This is a genomic window from Paenibacillus shirakamiensis (assembly GCF_017874255.1).
GTDB classification, from domain to species: Bacteria; Bacillota; Bacilli; order Paenibacillales; family Paenibacillaceae; genus Fontibacillus; species Fontibacillus shirakamiensis.
Window position 1 is genome coordinate 586417 of sequence record NZ_JAGGLD010000001.1, and the last position, 23188, is coordinate 609604.

Consider the following 23188-nt stretch of genomic DNA (forward strand, 5'->3'; position numbering starts at 1 on the left):
GATGTATAACCGTGGCATCCGCGGGGCGACTACGGTTCACCGCAACGAAGAGCATGAGATTCTGCAAGAAACAGTTATTTTGCTAAAAGACATAGTAGATAGAAATGACATTATTCCTGAGGACATCTGTAGCGTATGGATAACGATGACTCAAGATTTGGATGCTACCTTCCCGGCAAGAGCAATACGTCAAATGAGTGGATGGGATCTTGTACCTCTCATGTGTTCTACAGAGATTCCGGTCAAAGAGAGCCTACCGCTCTGCATTCGGCTACTTATACAAGTGAACACCACCAAAAGTCAAAAAGAGATGAAGCATGTATACTTGAATGCAGCAAAAGCACTTCGGCCTGATTTATTAACAGATAGCAAATAAATGGAAATAATTCCGCAGATATGTTGCTAATGTCCCTAACAATCAGGTATATTAGTATAAAGTAAGATGTAATAGCAGAGCAGAGTAGAGCTGAGATGAGCAGAGATGAGCTGAGCGCATGACCATAAGATGAGCAATCCATGCAGACCTGGTTGTAGAAGAGGTATGATGGATTGTACGACCAACCCGGAATCTAGGACTCTAGGGATCATGTTATGGTTGCCCGTTTATTTAACTGTACTGTCTAACCAGCCTCTACTTCGGTAGAGGCTTTTTTTGTATAGAATTTTGGCACTAGACTGCTCCTTAACTCGAATAAAAAAGGAGAGAAGGCAAGATGACAACCCCTAACCTGCATGAAGTAATCTCTATGGCACGAGATTATAATCTTATTCCAATAGTAAGGCCCCTACTCGCAGACATGGATACACCTATTCGAATCTTCCAACATTTTGCAGAGCGAGATCATGCATTTCTGTTAGAAAGTTTAGATGAGGGGAGTCACGCAACTCGCTATGCTTTTATTGGAATACATCCTTTTCTAATACTTACTGCTAAGCATGGGGAAATCACTTTAGATCAAGAAGGCAAACAGTCCAGATTGAAGGGTGGACCTATTGAAGAACTTAAGGCAGCCCTTCGTCAGTATCGTAGTCCAGCCATTACTGGTTTTCCTCCTTTTACTGGAGGTGCGGTCGGATTTTTAGGATATGATCTTCTTCAATATTATGACGAAGTACCACCTCATGCCTTGGATGATCTGCAAATGAAAGATATACAATTCATGTTCTACGATCAGGTAATTGTATTCGACCATGTACAGCAGCAGATTTTACTCGTAGCTAACTTACATGTCACTCCAAGTGCTTTACATGCAGAAATTGAAGCCAGCTATCATGAGGTACTGCAGAAGTTAGATGCGATGGAAAGAGCGTTAAGCGAACAGAGAATACAACGGAGTTTGGAGTATAGAACTGTTCCTGATGACGAAGATTTGGGTGATATTTCATCTAACATAACTAGGGCGCACTATATTAATAATGTGAGGCATGCCCAAGAACATATACGCATGGGAGATATCTCCCAAGTCGTGCTTTCTCAAAGGTTCTATAGAGAAACGGAAGTTTCGGCTTTTGAGGTATATCGAGTACTCCGCAGCTTGAGACCATCCTCATATATGTATTACTTGAAGGTGGAGGGGGATGTAATCATAGGTTCGTCACCTGAGTCTTATGTTGAGTTCCATCCCAATCAAGTACAGACGCATACTTTTCATGAAAAGGGCTCAGACGACAGGTCTCAGTTGTCAGATAATTTAAAAGAGAGGCACGAGGATGAAGTATTCTTCGAAAAGCTCATATCTTGTCTGCCAGCAGAGGCTGTATCAGGAAAACCTAGAATACGAGCTATTAAAATCATTGCAGAATTAGAGAACGAAAGTAGGGGACTGTACGCAGGGGCTGTCGGTTATTTGGGTTTCTCCGGACATATGGAGGCTTCCATTTCAAGTTCGACGTTGGTGTTCAGAAATGGAAAGGCATATGTTCAGACGGGAGCTCTTGTTACCAAAGATACGGTGCCAGAGGTAGCTTTTACAGAAAGTTTAACTAAAGCTAAAGTTCTACTTCAGGCAATTCAAACGGCAGAACAGATGTATCCTGTTCCTCACATCATGACTAACGAAGGCGTTATTAATCAAGATTATCTATTTCATTATGTACCGTAAAATACAAGATCAGGAGGAAAAAGCACATGAGCGGAGGGCATGACTTACTACAATATGGATTATCGCGCGTTATTTCAGGTCAACACTTAAGCCGAGAAGAGTCGCGCGGAATTATGGAGATTATTATGGGAGGGACCGCTACACCTTCACAAATTGGAGGACTCTTGGCTGCCCTTCGGATGAAGGGGGAGACCGTGGAGGAAATAGCTGGTTTTGCCGAGGCTATGCGAGGTCAAGGGAACAGACTTCGTACTGAATCAAAGCAATTGCTGGACACTTGCGGAACAGGGGGATCAGGCATCCATAAATTTAATATCTCCACTACCTCTGCTATTGTAGCTTCTTCACTTTCCGTTCGTGTAGCTAAACATGGGAATCGTTCTGCATCAGGACGTGCAGGAAGCGCTGATGTACTCGAACAATTAGGTGTAAATATCCATCTTACAGCAGAACAAGCAGAAAAATGTCTTGACGAAATTGGCATATGCTTTCTGTTTGCCCAACTATATCATCCCTCTATGAAGCATGCAGCTGCGCCTCGCAGAGAGCTTGGAATTCGCACTGTTTTCAATATGTTAGGTCCTTTAACGAATCCGGCAGGTGCAGATCGACAAGTGCTAGGACTCTATGACGGTAGCCGTACTGCGGTGATAGCAGAAGTATTAAGAGAGTTAGGTTCTAAGCGGGCGCTTGTGGTGACAAGCGAAGAAGGTTTAGATGAGATCAGCATTTCTTCAACTACAAAAGTATCCGAATTAAAAGATGGTCAAGTAGTCACTTATGATCTTCATCCGACAGACTTGGGATTAACCCTTTATCCGATTGATGATGTGATTGGTGGAGATGCTGCTCAGAACGCAGGTATCATAAGGAATATTTTACAGGGCCAAAAAGGTCCTTATCGTGATGTAGTACTTGCGAATACGGGTGCATGTATTTACGTTTCTGGGCTTGCCGAGAGTATTCGGGAAGGAGTCATCATGGCAGCAGAAGCTATTGATTCCGGCAAAGCGCAGATGAAACTTGAACAACTTATACAGACAACGGGGGAAATTAACTATGTATCTTGATCGTATTGTTGCTACAAAAAAAGAGGAAGTAGCGATTCTTTCAGCTCATTATAACCTCAAGGATATAGAAAAGTCCCTAAAGACTCTCCCTGCTACGAAGGGATTTCATGATGCACTAACAAGTCGGCGTAAAAGAGACATCGGTCTCATCGCAGAAGTGAAAAAAGCATCGCCCTCTAAAGGATTAATTCGAGCAGATTTTGAACCAGTGAAGATTGCAGAGACCTATGCCAGTGCGCAGGCTGATTGTATTTCCGTGTTGACGGACCAGACCTACTTCCAAGGACATGCCAAATTCTTGCAAGATATACGGCAAGCAGTCCATGTACCCTTACTTCGAAAAGATTTTATTATTGATGAACTACAGATCTACGAAGCGCGTATCCTTGGAGCAGATGCCATCTTACTCATTGCTGCTATTTTAAATGATGAGCAGTTGAGAACTTATGAGAAGCTTGCTAATAGTCTAAGTATGGATGTATTAGTCGAAGTTCATGATCATGAAGAATTGGAGCGTGTACTAACGATTGGAGAGTCCAAGTTAATTGGAGTGAATAATCGTAATTTGCGTACATTTGAGACATCGCTTAGCACTACGGAAGAGTTATCAAAACTTATCCCGGAAGGGATAACGTTAATTAGCGAAAGCGGAATATCCACACGTGAAGAATTATCTTTTCTAAAAAAATGCGGAGCTCAGGGCGTTTTAATCGGGGAGACTTTTATGCGCCACACCGATGTCGGTCTAGCTGTTACCGAGCTCATGGATGCAGCGTTATCGCAGGCGGAGTATTAGCATGAGTCTCCAAACTACCGTAAAAATCTGTGGACTTCAGTCCGTTGAAGTGCTAAAATCTATGATAAACTTACCCGTCGATCACATTGGCCTCGTCTTCGCTCCAAGCAAGCGAAAGATTACGGCACAAACAGCTGCATTACTCATTGAAGTCCTAAATCAATGGACAACCCAATCTAGACCGAGAAGTGTTGGCGTATTCGTCAATCCTTCTTTAAATGAGCTGAGAGAAGTTTTAGTTGTAGCCAAACTTGATATCATTCAGTTGCATGGTCAAGAAAGTCCCGAGTTCTGTCAACAGATTCGATCTGAATTTAATATAGAAGTATACAAAGCATGCTCTATTCATAGTCAAGGACTGAATGTGGGCTATGAGTTAGAATCGTACCGGGGAACCATCGACGGAATGTTGCTGGATACCTATGATCCATTGTATGGCGGCGGATCAGGAGAGACATTCGATTGGACACGAATTGAGAGTGTACAGAAGTGGACCAACCAAGTGGGAATTCCGCTTATCATAGCTGGTGGCCTTCACCCTGATAACGTTCAAGATCTGCTATATGCTTATCATCCGGACGGCGTAGATGTATCAAGCGGAGTAGAGACAGATGGGCTGAAGGATGTAATCAAAATTATGGCTTTTGTTGAAAGGGTGAAGAACTAGATGGCACAAGTACCTGATGAGAATGGACGTTTTGGAGATTTTGGAGGTCGTTATGTTCCGGAGACCTTGATGAATGCGTTATTAGAACTGGAACAAGCATACAAATATTATGCTGACGACCCAGAATTTCAACAAGAAATTGACTATTTGTTACAACAATATTCAGGGAGAGAGACACCCCTGTTTTTTGCTGAGCGGCTTACTGCGTATTTAGGCGGAGCTAAAATTTATCTCAAGCGTGAAGATCTTAACCATACAGGTGCACACAAAATTAACAATGCAATTGGTCAAGGTATTTTAGCCAAACGGATGGGAAAGAAAAAAGTGATTGCTGAGACAGGGGCAGGTCAGCATGGGGTGGCCTCAGCGACCGTTGCTGCACTACTTGGGCTTGAATGTAAAGTGTTCATGGGAGAAGAGGACATGAAGCGCCAACAGTTAAATGTGTTCCGTATGCGTCTGTTAGGTGCGGAGGTCATTCCTGTAACTTCAGGTACAAGAACGCTAAAAGATGCTTGCAACGAAACGCTAAGATATTGGGTTAGTCATGTGCAAGATACATTTTACATTTTAGGATCAGCTACGGGTCCTCATCCTTATCCACTTATGGTTCGGAACTTTCAACGGATTATTGGGGATGAGACCCGCCGTCAGATTCTAGCCGCCGAACAGCGCCTACCCGATCTAATTGTTGCTGCGGTTGGCGGGGGGAGCAATGCAATTGGTATGTTCTATCCTTTTGTAGAAGATACGGCGGTGAAGTTACTTGGTGTTGAAGCGGCCGGCCGAGGAGTAGAGACCGAATTCCATGCGGCTACGATGACAAAGGGAACAAAGGGAGTCTTTCAGGGTTCACTTAGCTATCTATTGCAGGATGCTTTTGGGCAAGTGCTACCCGCTCATTCCATCTCGGCAGGTTTGGATTATCCGGGGATTGGGCCCGAGCATTCCTACTTAAAAGATATTGAACGGGCTAGATATGCACCCATTACGGATCAAGAAGCATTGGATGCTCTGCAACTGTTAAGTCAACAAGAGGGAATTATCCCAGCCTTGGAATCCGCACATGCAGTTGCTCAAGTTATTAAGGAAGCACCTAGCCTACCAAAGGATCACATTATTGTCATTTGCCTTTCTGGGCGCGGAGACAAGGATGTAGAATCGATTATGACCTACCTTGGAGGTGAGGGATTATGAATTTGATTGATATCAAATTCAAGGAGCTGCGGGAGAACAATGCTACCGGTTTAATTCCTTTCATAACGGTAGGTGATCCAGATCTTGATACGACGCTTGATTTAATTATAGCTATGGAACAAGCAGGCGCCGATATTTTAGAGCTGGGCGTGCCATATTCCGATCCTCTAGCGGATGGTCCTGTCATTCAGAGAGCTTCTGAACGAGCTTTAGCTGGTTCAATTACAATTCAGAGCTGCATTCAAATTGCTTCAAAAGCAAGACAACGCGGTGTGAAGATGCCTTTCGTATTGTTCACTTATTACAATCCTGTACTTCAAACAGGAATCGAATCATTTTTTACTCAGCTTAAAGAGAACGGAATTAGTGGTGTAATTATTCCTGATCTTCCTATTGAAGAATCAAGTGAAGTATTGAAGCTAGCGGATGCATCAAATATCTATCTTATCCCTCTAGTGGCTCCAACGTCGAACGAGCGAATAACCAGAATCTTGGCAAATGCACGTGGATTTATTTATTGTGTCTCTTCCCTCGGGGTGACAGGGGAGAGAGCTTCTTTCCATCAGGGAGTAGAGCAGTTTATACTAGATGTGAAATCACAGACAGAATTACCAGTCGCTGTAGGATTTGGCATCTCGAGTAGGGAGCAAGTACAGCATTTCTCTGGGATTTGTGATGGCGTTGTAGTGGGCAGTGCAATTGTACGCAAGATTGAGGATTCGATTCCTTATCTTCAAAATGAAGTGAATCGTGCAGAGGGTCTCTTGCAAATTCGAGAGTTTGTGGCACAATTAAAAGATTAATCTGCATAAAAGAAAGGAAGATTTAAATGCAACCAAAACCTAATATTGTGAACTTGCCGATTTACACACCGGGGAAGCCTTTGGAAGAAGTAAAGAGAGAATTAGGACTTGAGGAAGTCATTAAGCTTGCTTCTAATGAGAATCCTTATGGTAGTTCTTCTAATGTTCGTGCAGCTATCGATCAAGAACTCAGCCAGCTAAATATCTATCCTGACGGTAGTGCAGCGGAACTTACTCATGTCCTAGCAGGGCACTTGGGTGTAAATCGTGATCAGATTATTTTTGGCTGTGGTTCAGATGAGATTATCGCTTTAATTGCACGTGCTTTTCTCGTCCCGGGAGATGAGAATATCATGGCGGATATGACGTTCTCTGTATATAAGAGTAATGCAGATATCGAAGGCGCAATTACCCATGAAGTCCCTCTGAAAGATGGCGTACATGATCTAGATGCTATGTTTGATGCTATTAATGAGAAGACCAAATTGATGTGGATTTGTAATCCTAACAATCCTACAGGCACAATTGTTACTTCGGATGAACTAAAGGCCTTTTTAGATAAAGTGCCGTCTCATGTATTAGTTGTTCTGGATGAAGCTTACGTTGAGTACGTCACGGACTCTTCTTTCCCAGATGGTTTAAGTCTGATTCAGCAATATGCTAATCTTGTAATTCTTAGAACGTTTTCCAAAATTCATGGCCTCGCTTCTTTGCGCATCGGTTATGGTGTAGGTCCCGCTCCCATTATCAAATTGATTAATCAGGTAAGGGAGCCGTTCAACACTTCTAGATTCGCACAAGCTGCTGCTAAAGTCGCAATTCAAGATCATGAATTTGTAGCCTTCTGTAAGCAGAAGAACGATGAAGGTAGAGAATTTTTGTATGGAGAATTCAAGAGATTAGATCTGCATTATTTCCCGGCACATGGCAATTTTGTGTTCTTCGATGCAAAACAATCTTCAATAGACGTGTTCCAAGCACTGCTCAAACGTGGCATCATTGTACGCGGAGGATTTGGTAAATATCCGAACTATGTACGGGTGAGTGTGGGGACTGAAGAGCATAGTCGTAAATTTATCCAAGCGCTTGAAGAGGTAATGGAAGAGCAAAAATCCCAAGTTGTAGCGGAATAATTAACTTCAAAATTATATTAGATAGATTGAGTGGGGAGCCATGACTATAAAAATCGCAGTCTTTGGAGTCGGCTTAATAGGAGGCTCTCTAGCGCTTTGTTTCAAAGGTAAGCCTAACATACAGGTAGTTGGACATTGTCATCGTCAGGACATAATGGAACAGGTATTAGAGCGTGGTGTCGTAGATACGGCTACGCTCTCCTTGGAAGATGCAGCTTTAGATGCTGATTTTATTTTTCTATGTGTGCCGGTAAGTCTCATTGAACCTTATCTAGTGAAACTTGCAAACCTTCCTCTAAAACCCGGTTGTGTGATTACGGATGTGGGGAGTACAAAGGCATCAATCGTAACTTGTGCTGAGAAGCTAGGCATGAGGGAGGTTCATTTCATCGGAGGGCATCCGATGGCTGGATCGGAACGTTCAGGAGTAGGTGCAGCATCTTCGCTTTTATTTGAGAATGCCTACTACGTCTTGACTCCTTCTTCAAGTGTGGATGAAACGGTGTATGGGCGTTTAGCTGAGATTCTGCAATGGACTAAAGCTCATATTGTCAAAGTAGACCCAGAAATCCATGACGAGATTGTAGGGGCTATCAGTCACTTGCCTCACATAATTGCGGTGGCATTAGTGAATCAAGTAAGAGATTACAATCATACAAACCCGTTATATCTACAATTGGCTGCTGGCGGATTTAGAGATATTACTCGCATTGCTTCAAGTGATCCTGTGATATGGCGGGATATTTTATTAAGTAACAAAGAAGTGCTCCTTAGCCTATTAAAAGACTGGAATCAACAGACTAGCCGCTTCATAGGTCTTCTTACTGAAGGAGATGCGGAAGGCATAGAACAAGCTTTTGGTACGGCTAATCATTTCCGTAATGAACTACCGGAACGGCGCAAAGGAGCAATCCATGCTTTGTATGATATATATATTGATGTTCCGGATACCCCGGGAGTCATTGGACATATCGCAACGGAGCTTGGAATCCGACATATTAATCTAAGCAACATGCAGATCATTGAAAGTCGTGAGGATGTACCAGGGGTATTAAGACTTTCCTTTCGGCAAGAAAGCGATATGGAACGTGCCAAGCTGCATTTGCAATCTTTGGGTTATATTGTGTACATCTGATTAAAAATGAATTATCTAGGTGAGGATGAGGAGATAGGGTATTCAATCCTTCTCATCCAGAAAAAAGAAATGTAAGCGTATCTAAAAATACTATTGACATAATGTAAACGGATACATATAATAAAAGTACAGTATGGTTTCTCTCCACTCCTATCCAATAACTGTGTTGCTCATCATGAGCGACAGGCCGCCATTATGGCGGTCTTTTTTTTGTGTGTGAATGCTACTCTTGGAAGCCCTAAACATACATTTAGGGTTCTTGTTTTTGTGTTAGCTAATTTCACGGAGATAAAGCCAGCGATGTTACCGCTATTTGTAGTACTTATGCTTACTCAATTCTGCCTGTTGCCCACGAACTCGTTCCAAATCGAATAAATGTTTTATTAGGAGCTACACCGAAGGCCATCTTTAGTGTTCCTGTAATGAAAGATGTTTCAAATTCATTTTTTTTACATATATGTAAGTATGGATTAAATTTAATGGCATTAAATCCCAGCGTATTACTCTTACATTTTAGACTACATGCAACAATAGCTAAAACCTGGAATATACTTTAGACTTTAGAACTATTTTTATTAATCCCGAGGAGTATGCTATAATATGGGAGTATTCTGCGGGAAACTCCATATTCATCTAATTTACCCTGTTTATAACTAATTATTTTATCCTTTTTTCATATACTTTCGGTTTTGCCGAAACTTTTACCTTCCTATAGTGCTTTAAGCATGTCATGCAGATGGGGAAGAGGCAATTGGATAGGCGAGGAGGATCGCATGCTAATGACGGATTCCCAGTTAATTCGTGAAATAAAAGAAGGTAATACAGAACTTTATTCAGACTTAATGAGAAGATATCAACGTAAGATCCTAACTTTCGTTTACCATATGCTCAAAAGTGCACAATTGGAATTATTAGCTGAGGATTTATGCTCCGAAACTTTTTACAAGGCTTTCCGTAGTCTTCATTCTTTTAGAGAGGTCGATGCGTCCTTTTCCACTTGGTTGTATACGATTGCTAGAAATACAGTTCTAAGTGAATTAAGAAAGCAGAGGACAGGTAATGTGTCACTCGATGAAGGTGGATACGTCCCGGCAGCACCTGCAGATATTGTTCCTGAGCAGGCTGTGTTGCGAAGTGAAAAGGTTGGCATGGTCAGAGATGCCATCAATAACTTACCAGAAAAGCAAAGGTCCGCTCTGATTCTACGAGAGTACGACCAGCTTGATTATCAAGAAATATCTACGATACTTGGTCAAAGTGTAAGTGCAGTTAAATCACTGCTATTTCGAGCAAGAAGCAGTGTCAAGAGTCAGCTTGAACCCTACCTCTACGAACCGGTTTATGAGCACTATGAAGGGATGAAAAGCAGATGAATTGTGATGAGGCCCAGGAATTACTAGGGTTGATTTGGGATATGCCTGAGAATGACCCTCGTCGAAAGCGTTTTGAGTGGCATTTATTGGGTTGTGAAGCTTGCGCATTTGAGTATGAAATCTGGAAGGAAACTGAACAGCATATACATAACCTTCAGATCGATTCTATACCTGAACATACCGAACGTATTAATCGGAATGTCATGGACCGCATCTATGCGGAGTCGCCATGGCTTGCGCCTGTCAGCCCTCAATCTTCTAAGCTCGCTTACCGTCAAAAGCATCGCTTGGCGTTATGGGTAGCAGGATTCCTGGCCATATTTCTATGCAGTTCATTATTTTTTCTTTGGCCTATTCAGTCCAAACCCCAAGCTAAAGAGCAAATAGTGAGTGGACTTGTTCCAACAGCGATAGCTGGGGGAGAATCGGGAAATACTTCAACTGTATCGTACAATCTTTCAAGTCTTTCTAAGGGGATTGTCGATCCTTTTGTTGTCAAGATGAATCCTGCCTATCCACAGTATTGGATGATTTTTTCCATTGTAGGTATGGGTTTAGCTTTATTCTCATGGACAGGACTTCGAAGAATCAAACGTTAAATGCAAAGCAGCAAATGCGCAGACCGATTCAAGCGGTCGGCATTTGCTTTTTACATATTAGGAATAGAATTAGGAGGCGGCAACATGTTAATTGGTCTGATTCGGCATGGTTTAACCGATTGGAACGCCCAAGGAAAGATCCAAGGACAAAGTGATATTCCTCTAAATGAAGAAGGGCGCAACCAAGCGAAATTACTAGCTAGACGGTTACAGCAGGAGCCGTATACATGGGATTTTGTTATCACAAGTGGTCTTTCGAGAGCTCAGGAAAGTGGTCAAATCATTGCCGATGCTTTGCATATTCCTCTCCTTGATCCGGACTCAAGAATAGCAGAACGAGCTTTTGGACAAGTGGAAGGAAGGACTTCAGCCGAGAGAGAATCCTTATGGGGAATAGACTGGCATGAGCAAGAACTTGGACAAGAGAAAGATGATGCAGTGAGGTCAAGAGCGCTAGCTTTTTTAGAGGAAATAGGTCAAACTCATGTTGATAAAAATATATTAGTCATCTCGCACGGGGGATTATTAGCTCAGCTTTACACAGCATTGTACGAAGATCGGTTCAAAGAGCGCATTGGAAATTTATCATTAACCATTCTGGAGAAGCGGGACGAGAGATGGGAACCAAAAGTCTATAACTGTCTTAAACATTTAGAAGAAGCCAAAAAATAATCCGTGCATACGGGTTATTTTTTTTGTATACGAAGAATAAAAGTTGTAATAATTCCCATAATGGTAGTAAAACGGCGAGGCGGTGAAACCATGAACTTAGCAGAAATGCTCACATACGCCGACATCGGCCACCTGAGTAAAATTGCGAACCACTACCAATGCCGATGCAACGAAAATTCCAAAAATGAGTTAATTCAGTCGATTCTCCATCAAGTAGGGCGCAAGGAATTCATTAAGGAGCATGTTCACCAGCTTAGCGTAGAAGATTTCAGATTTTTGAATACACTGTTGTTCGATCAGAAACAGCATTTCAGTCTTGAGGAATTAATTGCCTGTGCTCAACATTCCCGCTTTACGGAGGTAGCCAAAGCCAAAGAAAATCCCCGGGATGTTATAGCCAGGTTCCGTCAAAGGGGATGGTTGTTTAATGGATCTTCATTAAGTACAAAATACTTATTTGAACTTCCAGAAGATCTGAAGGATCGATTTCGTGAAGTTCTGGGCCAGAAGCTTGTATCCGAAGTCGTTCAAGGCATTGAACCATCGGTATATCGCGAAGAGCAAGGTTTGATTTCAGAAGATTTGTTTCTGCTTATTCGCGATATCTCTAAGCAGGATATTCCTTTGAATCAAGAGGGTATCATGTATAAACGCAATCAACAGCTGCTTATGGACTTGCTTCATGTATCAGAACCCCTCGTAAGCAAAGGCGGGTGGAGATTTGGTTATGGACGCACCTTTACAGCTTATCCAGATCGATTTTCACTGCTGTATGACTTCGCCTATTCTCAAAAATGGTTAGATGAAAGTCAGTTTCAATTAAATCTAACTGCGTCTGGTCTACAATTCGCTTTGGATGAAAAAAGAATACCCGTGATACAACTAGTACATTTTTGGTTAAAGAGTTACAAAGCAGCGATTCCTAATTTGCTATCGCTAATGGTATGGATTGATCGAAGCTCAAGAACATGGGTCAATCTGAATTCATTGAAGCAAACGATGGTCAAGCTGATTAAACCTTACTATTACGATACAGCAGAATCGATTTTTGAAGAGCGTATTGTCAAAATGATGCTCCATCTAGGTTTAGTAAGAGTTGGCGAAGATGAACAGCATGAAAGGTATATGGAAATGACAGTATACGGAACTTCCATTGTAATGTCTTTACAGTCATCTCATGAAAAAATCTAACGCATGCCCATAACTTTTGTTATAGGTAATGCTTAAGATCACTCCAAATTTAATACATTTTATATGAGGAGTGATCATCTATGTATGTTTCTTACAAAGGTAAATATCCGATTGTCGACCATTCTGTATTTGTTGCAGAGGGGGCCAGATCATCGGGGATGTAACTATAAGTATGCAATCTGGGATTATGGGAGCTATTTGTCTAAACGGTGCTGAAGTTGGGGAATATGCTTTGATAGGGGCAGGTTCCCGTGTCACTAAAAATTGTAAAATTTCACCCTATACGCTCTCTATGGGTTCACCTGCTAAAGTCGTTCGGGAGCTGACTGAGGCAGATTTGCAGAGAATGATGCTCACGGCGAAGAGTTATGTGATAAAAGCAGAAGAGTATAGGAACTTTTGATAAAAGGTAGGAGGTTCATCCCATGGATCAAATGAAAGTATCTTATGAAGTGATGCTCAGTCTTGCGGCGGAAATGGTGTGGGATGAAGCTCTCAGAAGACATCGTGCTGAGAAAATTCATTACGAGATTGATACTGCGCTAGCTCAAGGTGATAAGAGTGCATTTTGCCAACTAACCAATGAACTTAGAGCTTTAGAGAGATAAGAGATGCCTAGAGCATCTCTTTTTTTTTATTTCTAAAAAATAGCTTGATCTATATATGGAATTATCAGGTATAATAGAAGGACTGAAGGGAGAGAGAAGGATGAAATTCAGCGAGATCAGTCCTGAAGAATGGGAGGAACTCAAACCCTATTTAGATACTTGCCTGATTCCTGTGACTGGACTTCAAGGAACGGAGCAGCCTTTTGAAGTGGTGTATGCTTTAGAGCGTTTGCGTGATGTTATGGATTGGATTGAGGTTCCGTTTAAAGGCAGAATTGTGACGTATCCTGCGGTTCAATACGAAGTTGAGGATATACACAGCTATCTGAACAAGCTCTGTCATAATGTCAAGTACATAGGTTTTAAGTATGTAATACTCGTATCAGCCGACGTCGAGATCGATTCCAAGTTAATTTGTGAAAGCGATTTAATAGTTACTCCAGCGCACTTTATGGGCCAAGCGGATGAAGCGCCTTCTGTATCCGTAATGCGAGAGATACAGGCACTCTGGATGCGTTCATCATCCACTAAATTGTGACGAAAAATCGACAATTTTGCGACAAGATGATGCCAGTATACCCCATCCTTTGTTACAAATTCTTGACGCTCCTGAAAGCCTAATATATTATAGTAATGTCCTAGTATTTCGTGTGATTTTAATCATTGAAAATGGAGAGAATTGGTTCGAAAAGGGGGTTGAAGACAGTATGAGTAATACGAATGACCAGCATGAATCATCGCACAGACCACCCAATCGGAGAAAAGAAATGTCACGCAGACAGTTTCTGACCTACACGCTGGGAGGAGCTACCGCTTACATGGCAGGTGGAGTTGTACTGCCGATGCTTCGTTTTGCTGTGGATCCGATTCTTCACAAGAAGACAGAAGGCTCCTTTGTAAAAGTAGTAGAGACTAGCAAAATTACGAATGAACCACAGGAGTTCACTTTTGAACTTCAACAGCAAGATGGATGGTATGCAAGCACCGCTTCATTGACGGCATGGATCCGCAAAGATGAGAAGGGTGAAATTTATGCGCTTTCACCAATCTGCAAACATCTGGGATGTACAATCGGCTGGAATAATGAGAAAAGTCTTCCGAATGAATACCATTGCCCTTGTCATGGTGCGCATTATACCAAAGAAGGCAAAAACCTCGCTGTTGCTCCTAAGCCACTTGACGAGTACAAGGTTAAGGTTGATAAAGACTGGGTTTTGTTAGGCGATATCATTCCGAACACAAGAGTTAAATAAGGAGGCGCATAGTCGCATGTTGAAGAGTATCTACAACTGGGTCGACGAACGTCTTGATATTACGCCGATCTGGAGAGATGTAGCGGATCACGAGGTTCCTGAGCACGTTAACCCGGCCCACCATTTTTCCGCATTTGTCTATTGTTTCGGCGGATTGACGTTCTTTATCACGGTCATCCAGATTTTGTCGGGGATGTTCCTGACCATGTATTATGTTCCTGATATTATTAATGCTTATGCCAGCGTTGAATTTCTTCAGACGAAGGTTGCATTCGGACAGATTGTTCGGGGGATGCATCACTGGGGAGCGAGTCTGGTCATTGTTATGATGTTTCTACATACCTTGCGTGTATTCTTTACAGGTTCCTATAAGGCACCTCGTGAAATGAACTGGGTTGTAGGCATGCTGATTTTCTTCGTAATGATTGGGCTTGGTCTTACGGGTTATTTGCTTCCATGGGATAACAAATCTTACTTTGCAACAAAAGTTACATTGGAAATTGCCAACTCGGTTCCTGTCCTTGGGCCTATTCTAAAAGAATTGCTACAGGGGGGGACGATTGTAGGGGCGCAGACGCTTACGCGTTTCTTCGCGATTCACGTGTTCTTCCTTCCGGCCGTGTTGCTCATCCTTCTGGTGGGACATTTCATTATGATCCGCAGACAGGGAATTTCCGGACCGCTATAAGATATTTTAAGAGAAGGGAGGCATTTTTATGGGTCACGTAGACAAGTCGAAGGAAAAAGTCGTCTTTGTCGGAGATTCACGGGTACGTAAAGGGAATGGATTCATTACACCTCCCGACTACACCTCATACCCAGGAAAGTCAGAAGCATTTATTCCGAACTTCCTATTAAAAGAATGGATGGTAGGCGTCGTTGTCCTTGTAGGATTCCTAGTGCTTACTATATCTGAACCTGCTCCACTCGGTTTCCCAGCGAGTCCAACAGCTTCGGTTATTCCGATGCCGGACTGGTATTTCTTATTCCTTTATCAATATTTGAAATATCCTTATGCTTCGGGGCCTTGGATCGTTCTAGGCACACTAGGAATACCAGGAGTAGCCTTCGGAGGTCTACTTTTAGCTCCATTCCTAGATCGTGGTAAAGAACGCCGTTTCTATCGCAGACCGATTGCCTCATCCATTATGTTGTTGTCTCTCGTGGCTACCGTGTACCTGACGAACTTTGCTTGGACACATTACAAGCATGAGTTAGCAGCAACCGGAATTAAGCCAGAGGAAGAACGTAGAATTGAAAAGGCGAAGGAAGCTAGAGAGAAAGGTCTTCCTGCTCCATCTAATGCAGTGAAAACTAAAGAAGTTGCGATCGTGGACAAAGATGATCCAGCGATGGAATCATTCAAGAAAGCCACATGTATCTCATGTCACGCTACGGATTTGAAGGGTGCAAGCGGTCCTTCATTACGGGGTGTGGGTGATAAGCATGACAAGGCTGCCATTCTCGCAATTATCAAAGAGGGTAAAAAAGGTCCAGATGGCAATATGCCTCCGATGTATGATACTGCAATCTCTGCAGGTCTAACAGCAAAAGACGTAGATCAATTGGCCGACTGGTTATCCAAACAAAAAGCGGAAAAGAAATAACAGTTTAGAAGAACTTGATTGCATCATGCAATCAAGTTCTTTTTTTGTATTCCATAGAGCGGCTTGTAAAATGCTATAATGCATAATGAAGGAGGCGTTTACATACATGAGTTTATCGTATTGGTGGAGTAAAGAATTTTTGGCAAGTCGATCTTTTTTGTGGCTATTACTTATTAGTAATGTGCTAGGTACAATATACGGATACATCTGGTACGAGGACCAGATGAAAAGTACGGTTGCTGATGGGATGCTGTGGCAAGTCATTTTTGTTCCGGATAGTCCGACGGCAAGTTTGTTTTTTTGCTTAGCTATTGGATTCTTGCTTATTAGCGAACGGAGGGCCAAGAGTTGGGGCTTATTTCGTGAAATTATTGAGGCATTAGCCGTTGTAACTAGTATTAAATATGGCATATGGGCGGTTACTATGATCTTTGCGGGGGCATATCAAGGGCAAGAGCTCGTCTGGCAAGATTGGATGCTTGTTATCTCACATTCAGCGATGGCCGTTGAAGCGCTGCTCTATATAAGACTATTTAAATTCGGTTCAAGACTTTTAATCGGGGCCGGTCTTTGGACATTATTAAATGATACGATTGATTATACATATGAGGTATATCCTTATTTACCTACGCAACTCTGGAACGATGTTGGAGCTGTGCAGAATTTTACAATCATGCTAACTTTATTCAGTGTGCTTATCAGTTGGATTGTAGTGAGACAAGTTCGGACATGAGCTGTTGGGTTCTAATTCTTGAATAGTAGCATAGACATGGATCAGGAGGGATGTCCATGGAAAAGAGTTATAGAAGCTGGGGAGGTGTATCCCTGCAACTGATTGCGGCATTGTTGCTCATCCTACTATGTATACCTTCAAAGGCATATGCCGGCTCCGAAGCCTCTGTATCTACAGTGGTTGCTAACCAACTCAAGGAATTAGATAGTGCTTCTGAAGCACTGTATCGATACATGCAAGATGGGGATGGAGAGCGTGCGCAGATCGAGATGAGTAAGGTAGTGCAGTTGCTGGTAGATATTCCTTATAAGGGATTGTCAAGTGTAGAAGGGATTCATGCGCTAACCGAGACGGTGCTGAATACGAGAGAAGCGTTAGCAAGATCAGATCATTCTGTAGAAGAATGGAGAGCATCTTCCTCTAAGTTGAGATTAGCTATTGATAGTCTTTTGCATAAAGACCAAGCCCTTTGGCATCAGTATTATAGACTTATTTCTAATGATGTAGACCTTATCATTCGAGCCCGAGCTGAGGGAAGCGCTCAAGAAGTCAAGTCTTCCGTACAATCGCTGAATACACATTATCAGACCATACGAGCAGCTGCGATTATCCAAAAGGATCCTTCTCTTATCCATCAATTTGATTCATGGCTCTCTTATCTTCAAGGAATAAGTACAACGAAAAAGATGGATGCTGAGGCGTTAAAAGGGGTGTTGGACCAAGGTGATGAACTTGTGCAAAGCTTATTTGGCAAGAAAAAAACGGAGCCTGTACTTTTGCCTATGGCAGGAAATGCTCATCCGCTACGTTGGGGGCTTCTCATCGGGGGTTGGATTATCCTTGCATTAATGTATACCGGTTTTCGGAACTATACAACTTATAATGAAGTCAGAAGTGCTCGTGGAATGAAGAATACAAAATCTTGGCGAATATAGAGATAAAATAAATAATTATGAAATTATATTAGAAAATTATATTAAATGTGAAGAAAACCCCGAGTAAGATTTCTCCTGCCGGGGTTTTTAAATGGCTCTAAGTCTGAGTCCATACTTAATATAATGCAACTATACAATTAATATGGATATCGTACTATTCTTCTCTAAATCCTTCACCATGTACATCGTGAACATCATTAATGATAATAAAAGCTCTTGGATCAATAGATTTGGCAATCATCGTCAGTGTGCGGATCTCTTGCCTAGCTACAACACAATAAGCCATGTATTTCGCCTGTTTGGAGTAAGCTCCGATGGCCGGAATCAGCGTGACCCCTCGTTCCATATCTTTGGTGATTAGGTCGGCAATCTCAGGGGCATGGTCACTGATGATGGTGAATGCTTTGGCTGCATAAGCCCCCTCCTGAATGAAATCGATAACTTTTGAGGCTATGAATACTGCAACAAAAGTATATAGAATTTGTTCTTTAGGTATGTAGAACAACGACGCACCGATAATGATGATATCCAAGGCAAGGATGATTTGTCCCATACTCCATCCAAATTTACGGTTACATATTCTTGCGATAATATCAGATCCTCCAGTAGTTCCTCCAAAGCGGAATACAAGTCCAAGACCCGTGCCCAAGGTGACGCCAGCATATAATGAAGCGAGAATATAATCATGTTCTGTTCGGAATGGTGAAATCCAGCCTTTTTCAATCCAGATTTCAAAAAGCCAAAGGAAAAAGGTCAGTGATCCAATGCCTATTCCAGTGTAGATAATCTGTTTACTCCCAAGAATTTTCCAGCCAAGTAAAAAGAGGGGGATATTTAATATAAGTGTAGATAACGAAGGAGAGACCGAGAATGCATAGTTCAGCAGAATCGTTACTCCAGTTACGCCGCCTTCCATCAGTCGGTTAGGAATAATAAAATAAAGCAATCCGAAAGCGTAGATGGCTGTGCCTAGCACGATAGGCAAAATGGTTTTGGCGACACGGTTGAATCGGTTGGTTAGCATGGCATACCTCACTTGTGCGTATTTCAGGAAAGACAAACGTTCCAGATCATAGTATACCTTTAGTTCGCCGGATTAAAAAACAATTTGTTTTCAATTCCTCTTTAGGATAACATAGGGGTAAAACCTTCGCATGCGAGGGGAGGTACTTACATGCAGGAAAAAACACTTGCTGAACTTCAGCTTGAAGTGGACCGTTACATATCTCAGTTCAAAGAAGGGTACTTCAGCCCCTTAGCGATGCTGGCTCGTATGAGTGAAGAAGTGGGTGAACTAGCTAGAGAAGTGAATCATGCTTATGGAGAAAAGCCTAAAAAATCTAGCGAGGCGGATAATTCTATTGAACTTGAGCTTGGAGATATCCTATTCATTACCATGTGCTTCGCTAACTCTCTAGGAATTGATCTAACAGAAGCTCATAATAAAGTAATGCATAAATTTAATACGCGCGATGCGAATCGCTGGACCAAAAAGGACACCGAATAGGCCTCTTCATCATATGCTGGTTATAGATAATCAGCTTATGAATAGAAGGAGAATGTTCAATGACGCAGCTCGAGAGATTTTTGGCCCAAGCGTACAAAAGTATCTTGAATCATGATTTTGAACAAGCGATTCAGTGGTTCGATCGAGCCATTGGGGCAAATCCACTTGACGCAGATATTCACTTTCGCTGCTCAGTAACCTGCGCACGAAGTGGGCGGATGGACAAAGCTGTATTTCATGCTTCTGAGGCCGTTCGTCTGGATTCGGATACAGAAGAGTATAAGCTTCAATATGAACGTCTGCAAGCTAGAGAGATGCGACTTTCAGCAGTCCAGTTATTTGGGCCTGGAGGAACCATTGAGACGGATAATGCCATTTTAGCGGTCTCCCTTCTTGAGCAATCCACAGCTTTTGATCCTCTGTATGGAGAGAGTTTTGTGTGGCTCGCTTCGGCTTATGAGGCTTTAGAACGTTATCCAGATGCTCTTGCTGCGGTCAGAGAAGCATTAGCGCTTCAAAATGATAGCATATCTACTACATCATTAAAAAAATGGGAACAACGATTTATCTCCAAAATCAATCAATCATCACTCTAGAACTAGTGAGGGGTAGTCATATGTCAACAAATTTAAAAGTAGCTGTAGTGGGTGCTGGTGGTAGAATGGGCAAGGAAGTTGTTAAGATGGTGCTCGAAGACAAGGATCTTGAACTTGTTGCAGCTATTAATAGATCACATGAAGGCGAAGATGCAGGAACGCTTGTGGGCCTGTCTCCTTGCGGCGTTCTTGTGCAGACCGATTTAGAGAAAGCGCTGAGTACAAGTGGTGCTCAGGTATTGGTCGATTTTACAACACCTCAATCGGTGTACGCTAATACAGTGTTAGCTATTCGTCTCGGGGTTGCTCCTGTCGTGGGAGCGACTGGATTCACATCCGAACAGATCGAGGATCTGGACAAGCAATGCCAGCATAAAGGAATTGGGGGGCTGATTGCCCCTAACTTCTCAATTGGAGCCATATTAATGATGAAGTTTGCGGCCCAAGCCTCTAAATATATGCCAAATGTTGAGATTATTGAGTACCATGGCGATCAAAAATTAGATGCTCCTTCAGGTACAGCGATAAAGACCGCAGAGTTGATCGCCCAGAATCGGGAGGAAATACGTCAAGGCAATCCCCATGAAGAAGAGACCATTGATGGGGCTCGTGGAGCTTACTACAATGGATTCCGAATTCACAGTGTACGTTTGCCTGGTGTATTTGCACAACAAGAAGTCATTTTTGGGGGATTCGGTCAGACCTTAAAGATTCGTCATGATTCCTACGAACGGGCAGGTTATATGCCAGGCGTGAATCTAGCGGTTAAGAAGGTTATGGAGTATAAAGGAATGGTATACGGATTTGAACATTTCATCGACTAGAATGGGGGCTTTCCAATGCTAAATATTGCGTTCATTGCCCATGACCGGAAGAAAGAAGAAATCGTGAACTTTGTGATTGCATATGAACATGTATTTGTTGGCAATACACTTTATTCAACCGGAACTACAGGGCAACGTATTATGGAGAATACAAAACTTTCAATCCATCGTTTTTTATCTGGTCCCCTTGGTGGAGATCAACAAATTGGGGCTTTAATAGCTCAAAATGAAATGGACCTCGTCATCTTCCTTAGAGATCCATTGATGGCACAGCCACATGAACCCGATATTACGGCTTTGCTTCGCTTATGCGACGTTCATGGTATTCCAGTAGCGACCAATGTAGCTACAGCGGAGATATTAGTTAGAGCCCTTGACCGTGGTGATTTTGGCTGGCGGGAGCTTGTAGACCTGCATCGCCCGAGGTTAGGTGTATGATGGAGAAGCTGGACATTCTTATTTTTGGCGCACATGCTGATGATGCAGAGATTGGAATGGGTGGGACGATTGCTAAGCATACGGCCGCAGGACTCAAGGTAGGTATATGTGATCTTACTGAAGCCGAGATGTCTTCCAATGGTACAGTTGAAATTCGTAAAGTTGAGGCAGAAGCAGCTTCCGAGGTGCTGGGACTTACGCTTCGCCGTAATTTACAATTACCGGATCGAGGTCTCTATGTTACAACGGAACAAGTAGAGGCGGTAGCTTCTGTAATCCGAGATCATGCACCATCCATTGTCTTTGCGCCCTATTGGGACGATCGTCATCCGGACCATGTACAGTGTAGCAAAATTGTAGAAGATGCTGTATTCAATGCAAAGCTTCGCAAATGGATGCCAGACAAACCTGCGGTTACAGTGGACGAGCTCTACTTCTATTTTATTAATGACTGGCGTACGCCCGATCTTATCGTAGATATAACGGACGTATATCCAATCAAAGAAAAGTCTATGCAGTGTTACGTGTCTCAATTTACGCTCGCAGCGGATGGAGTAAAAACGGTGTTAACGCAAGGCTATGTAGAACGTGTGAAAGCAAGAGATTCCTTAATCGGACAACGTAAACGTATTACCTATGCCGAAGGATTTGCGGTCAAGTCACCTTATAAAGTTCATCTATTTGACTCACAATAAACATAAATTAAGGTATGAATTGAATTTAGAAAGAAGGTGCCCCTGCAATGAGCCAACTTTTAAAAATTGGTATCACCTGTTATCCCACACTAGGCGGGTCAGGGGTTGTTGCGACTGAACTCGGCAAGCTGCTTGCAGAAAAAGGACATGAAGTTCATTTTATTTCACATAGCGTTCCCTTTCGTTTGGGGGCTTTTAAGAAAAATATTTTTTATCATGAAGTGGAAGTGAACGATTATTATGTGTTCCGCTATCCACCTTACGATTTGTCTCTAGCCAATAAAATGGCTCAAGTAGCTAAGCGAGAGAAACTCGATATTCTTCATGTGCATTATGCCGTTCCACATGCAGTATGTGCATTCCTAGCCAAGCAAATGGTTGGAACAGATCTCAAAGTGGTAACGACTTTGCATGGTACAGACATTACGGTCTTAGCACAAGATGAATCCCTCAAAGATTTGATTAGGCTTGCTATTAATGAAAGTGATGCGGTAACCTCGGTGTCTGAGGACTTGATGAGGGAGACTCGTGAAGTGCTGGATATTACGAGAGATATCGATTTAACTTATAATTTTATTGATCAGCGTATTTATTATCCTCGGAGTGTGGAGTCATTACGCAGTGACTTTGCATTTCCGCACGAAAAAATATTGATGCATATCTCGAATTTCCGACCGGTCAAACGAGTTCAGGATGTCGTTGATATTTTTGCTAAAGTAAGTGAGCAGGTTCCATCTAGGTTATTATTTGTAGGTGAGGGGCCTGAGCTGCCCAAAATTCAGTGGAAAATTAAAGAGCTGGGTCTAGAAGACAAAGTTCAGTTCCTAGGCAAACAAGATCAGATCGCTCAAGTGATCTCGACAGCGGACGTTCTTCTCCTTCCTTCGGAAAAAGAAAGTTTTGGATTGGTGGCATTGGAGGCTATGGCCTGTGGTGTACCTACGATTGGATCACTGGCCGGAGGTATCCCTGAGTTAGTCACTCATGGGGAGACAGGGTTCCTAGCCCCTATTGGAGATACGCAGGCTATGGCGGACTACGCTGTTCACCTGCTTACGGATGAGTCCCTTGCGAAGAAGGTATCCGAAGCATGCTTAATCCGTGCAAAAAATGAATTTAGCAGTGCACGCATAACAGAAGAGTATGAACAAATATATTACCGTGTATTGGGTCTTGATGTACCTCGGCCAAAGCCGGTATGCAGTTAAGGTACTTCGGACGAATGTCCGAAGTATTTTTGTGTAGGAGGTAGAA

General features: G+C 42.5%; 27 protein-coding genes and 1 pseudogene. 27 read left to right on the forward strand and 1 reads right to left on the reverse strand.

The genetic code is table 11. The features are described from left to right. Position 1 precedes the first annotated feature (1 nt). The 21 genes and pseudogenes from aroH to J2Z69_RS02890 all read left to right on the forward strand — a co-directional run bounded on the left by aroH (position 2) and on the right by J2Z69_RS02890 (position 17874). Positions 2–376, forward strand: coding sequence for a chorismate mutase (gene aroH / locus J2Z69_RS02790; RefSeq protein WP_209858937.1), 375 nt, complete (start codon positions 2–4; stop codon positions 374–376). 337 nt (positions 377–713) lie between these two features. After that, entirely contained in the window at positions 714–2102 is a 1389-nt protein-coding gene (locus J2Z69_RS02795; protein ID WP_209858939.1) for an anthranilate synthase component I family protein, read from the forward strand. Between the two features lie 26 nt (positions 2103–2128). Beyond that, the gene (gene trpD, locus J2Z69_RS02800) at positions 2129–3172 is read left to right on the forward strand and encodes an anthranilate phosphoribosyltransferase (RefSeq protein ID WP_209858941.1); all 1044 of its coding nucleotides are present in this window, start codon (positions 2129–2131) and stop codon (positions 3170–3172) included. Then, positions 3162–3968: an indole-3-glycerol phosphate synthase TrpC gene (gene trpC, locus J2Z69_RS02805; protein ID WP_209858943.1), complete on the forward strand. Its 807-nt coding sequence runs from the start codon at positions 3162–3164 to the stop codon at positions 3966–3968. The genes trpD and trpC overlap by 11 nt, the downstream gene beginning before the upstream one ends. 1 nt (position 3969) lies before the next feature. Then, a complete protein-coding gene (locus J2Z69_RS02810) occupies positions 3970–4635 on the forward strand; it encodes a phosphoribosylanthranilate isomerase (protein WP_209858945.1) in 666 nt (221 codons plus the stop codon). Further along, positions 4636–5832, forward strand: a complete 1197-nt coding sequence (trpB, locus tag J2Z69_RS02815; protein WP_209858947.1) for a tryptophan synthase subunit beta — start codon at positions 4636–4638, stop codon at positions 5830–5832. Next, complete coding sequence (trpA, locus tag J2Z69_RS02820; protein WP_209858949.1) at positions 5829–6635, forward strand: tryptophan synthase subunit alpha; 807 nt, start codon at positions 5829–5831, stop codon at positions 6633–6635. The genes trpB and trpA overlap by 4 nt, the downstream gene beginning before the upstream one ends. A gap of 26 nt (positions 6636–6661) precedes the next feature. Further along, on the forward strand, positions 6662–7768 hold the full coding sequence (gene hisC, locus J2Z69_RS02825) for a histidinol-phosphate transaminase (protein ID WP_209858951.1): 1107 nt from the start codon (positions 6662–6664) through the stop codon (positions 7766–7768). A gap of 40 nt (positions 7769–7808) precedes the next feature. Next, on the forward strand, positions 7809–8903 hold the full coding sequence (locus J2Z69_RS02830; protein ID WP_209858953.1) for a prephenate dehydrogenase: 1095 nt from the start codon (positions 7809–7811) through the stop codon (positions 8901–8903). A gap of 779 nt (positions 8904–9682) precedes the next feature. Continuing rightward, a complete protein-coding gene (locus tag J2Z69_RS02835; protein ID WP_209858955.1) occupies positions 9683–10276 on the forward strand; it encodes an RNA polymerase sigma factor in 594 nt (197 codons plus the stop codon). After that, complete coding sequence (locus tag J2Z69_RS02840) at positions 10273–10875, forward strand: anti-sigma factor family protein (RefSeq protein ID WP_209858958.1); 603 nt, start codon at positions 10273–10275, stop codon at positions 10873–10875. Before J2Z69_RS02835 ends, J2Z69_RS02840 begins: the two co-directional genes overlap by 4 nt. Positions 10876–10959: 84 nt before the next feature. Then, entirely contained in the window at positions 10960–11547 is a 588-nt protein-coding gene (locus J2Z69_RS02845) for a histidine phosphatase family protein (RefSeq protein WP_209858960.1), read from the forward strand. Positions 11548–11637: 90 nt separating this feature from the next. Then, positions 11638–12738 (forward strand): hypothetical protein, encoded by a 1101-nt coding sequence (locus J2Z69_RS02850; RefSeq protein ID WP_209858962.1) that lies wholly within the window; start codon positions 11638–11640, stop codon positions 12736–12738. Between the two features lie 187 nt (positions 12739–12925). Further along, a pseudogene (locus J2Z69_RS02855) lies at positions 12926–13141 on the forward strand (gamma carbonic anhydrase family protein); the annotation flags it as partial. A gap of 22 nt (positions 13142–13163) precedes the next feature. Then, the gene (locus tag J2Z69_RS02860; protein WP_209858964.1) at positions 13164–13346 is read left to right on the forward strand and encodes an IDEAL domain-containing protein; all 183 of its coding nucleotides are present in this window, start codon (positions 13164–13166) and stop codon (positions 13344–13346) included. A gap of 100 nt (positions 13347–13446) precedes the next feature. After that, entirely contained in the window at positions 13447–13884 is a 438-nt protein-coding gene (locus J2Z69_RS02865; RefSeq protein ID WP_209858967.1) for a DUF2487 family protein, read from the forward strand. 169 nt (positions 13885–14053) lie between these two features. Further along, positions 14054–14599 (forward strand): QcrA and Rieske domain-containing protein, encoded by a 546-nt coding sequence (locus tag J2Z69_RS02870; protein ID WP_209858969.1) that lies wholly within the window; start codon positions 14054–14056, stop codon positions 14597–14599. A gap of 16 nt (positions 14600–14615) precedes the next feature. After that, positions 14616–15287 carry a menaquinol-cytochrome c reductase cytochrome b subunit gene (gene qcrB, locus J2Z69_RS02875; protein ID WP_209858971.1) on the forward strand — a complete coding sequence of 224 codons (672 nt, stop codon included), beginning with the start codon at positions 14616–14618 and terminating at the stop codon, positions 15285–15287. 28 nt (positions 15288–15315) lie between these two features. Next, positions 15316–16206: a menaquinol-cytochrome c reductase cytochrome b/c subunit gene (locus J2Z69_RS02880; protein WP_209858973.1), complete on the forward strand. Its 891-nt coding sequence runs from the start codon at positions 15316–15318 to the stop codon at positions 16204–16206. A gap of 106 nt (positions 16207–16312) precedes the next feature. Continuing rightward, positions 16313–16939: a DUF1405 domain-containing protein gene (locus J2Z69_RS02885; protein ID WP_209858975.1), complete on the forward strand. Its 627-nt coding sequence runs from the start codon at positions 16313–16315 to the stop codon at positions 16937–16939. A 56-nt stretch (positions 16940–16995) separates the two neighbouring features. Beyond that, complete coding sequence (locus J2Z69_RS02890; protein ID WP_209858976.1) at positions 16996–17874, forward strand: sporulation protein YpjB; 879 nt, start codon at positions 16996–16998, stop codon at positions 17872–17874. Between the two features lie 154 nt (positions 17875–18028). On the opposite strand, the gene J2Z69_RS02895 is transcribed toward J2Z69_RS02890, so the two are convergent. Continuing rightward, on the reverse strand, positions 18029–18898 hold the full coding sequence (locus tag J2Z69_RS02895; RefSeq protein ID WP_209858978.1) for a YitT family protein: 870 nt from the start codon (positions 18896–18898) through the stop codon (positions 18029–18031). A 150-nt stretch (positions 18899–19048) separates the two neighbouring features. On the opposite strand from J2Z69_RS02895, the gene J2Z69_RS02900 reads away from it, so the two are divergent. Genes J2Z69_RS02900 through bshA form a run of 6 tightly spaced genes read left to right on the forward strand, consistent with a single transcriptional unit; the run spans position 19049 to position 23142 of the window. Further along, positions 19049–19381 carry a nucleotide pyrophosphohydrolase gene (locus tag J2Z69_RS02900; protein WP_209858980.1) on the forward strand — a complete coding sequence of 111 codons (333 nt, stop codon included), beginning with the start codon at positions 19049–19051 and terminating at the stop codon, positions 19379–19381. A 59-nt stretch (positions 19382–19440) separates the two neighbouring features. After that, on the forward strand, positions 19441–19977 hold the full coding sequence (locus J2Z69_RS02905; RefSeq protein WP_209858982.1) for a tetratricopeptide repeat protein: 537 nt from the start codon (positions 19441–19443) through the stop codon (positions 19975–19977). 20 nt (positions 19978–19997) lie between these two features. After that, positions 19998–20801 carry a 4-hydroxy-tetrahydrodipicolinate reductase gene (gene dapB / locus J2Z69_RS02910; RefSeq protein ID WP_209858983.1) on the forward strand — a complete coding sequence of 268 codons (804 nt, stop codon included), beginning with the start codon at positions 19998–20000 and terminating at the stop codon, positions 20799–20801. 15 nt (positions 20802–20816) lie between these two features. Next, positions 20817–21239, forward strand: coding sequence for a methylglyoxal synthase (gene mgsA / locus J2Z69_RS02915; protein ID WP_209858985.1), 423 nt, complete (start codon positions 20817–20819; stop codon positions 21237–21239). After that, positions 21236–21934, forward strand: a complete 699-nt coding sequence (gene bshB1, locus J2Z69_RS02920; RefSeq protein ID WP_209858987.1) for a bacillithiol biosynthesis deacetylase BshB1 — start codon at positions 21236–21238, stop codon at positions 21932–21934. The genes mgsA and bshB1 overlap by 4 nt, the downstream gene beginning before the upstream one ends. A gap of 47 nt (positions 21935–21981) precedes the next feature. Further along, entirely contained in the window at positions 21982–23142 is a 1161-nt protein-coding gene (bshA, locus tag J2Z69_RS02925) for an N-acetyl-alpha-D-glucosaminyl L-malate synthase BshA (protein WP_209858989.1), read from the forward strand. Positions 23143–23188 lie beyond the last annotated feature (46 nt).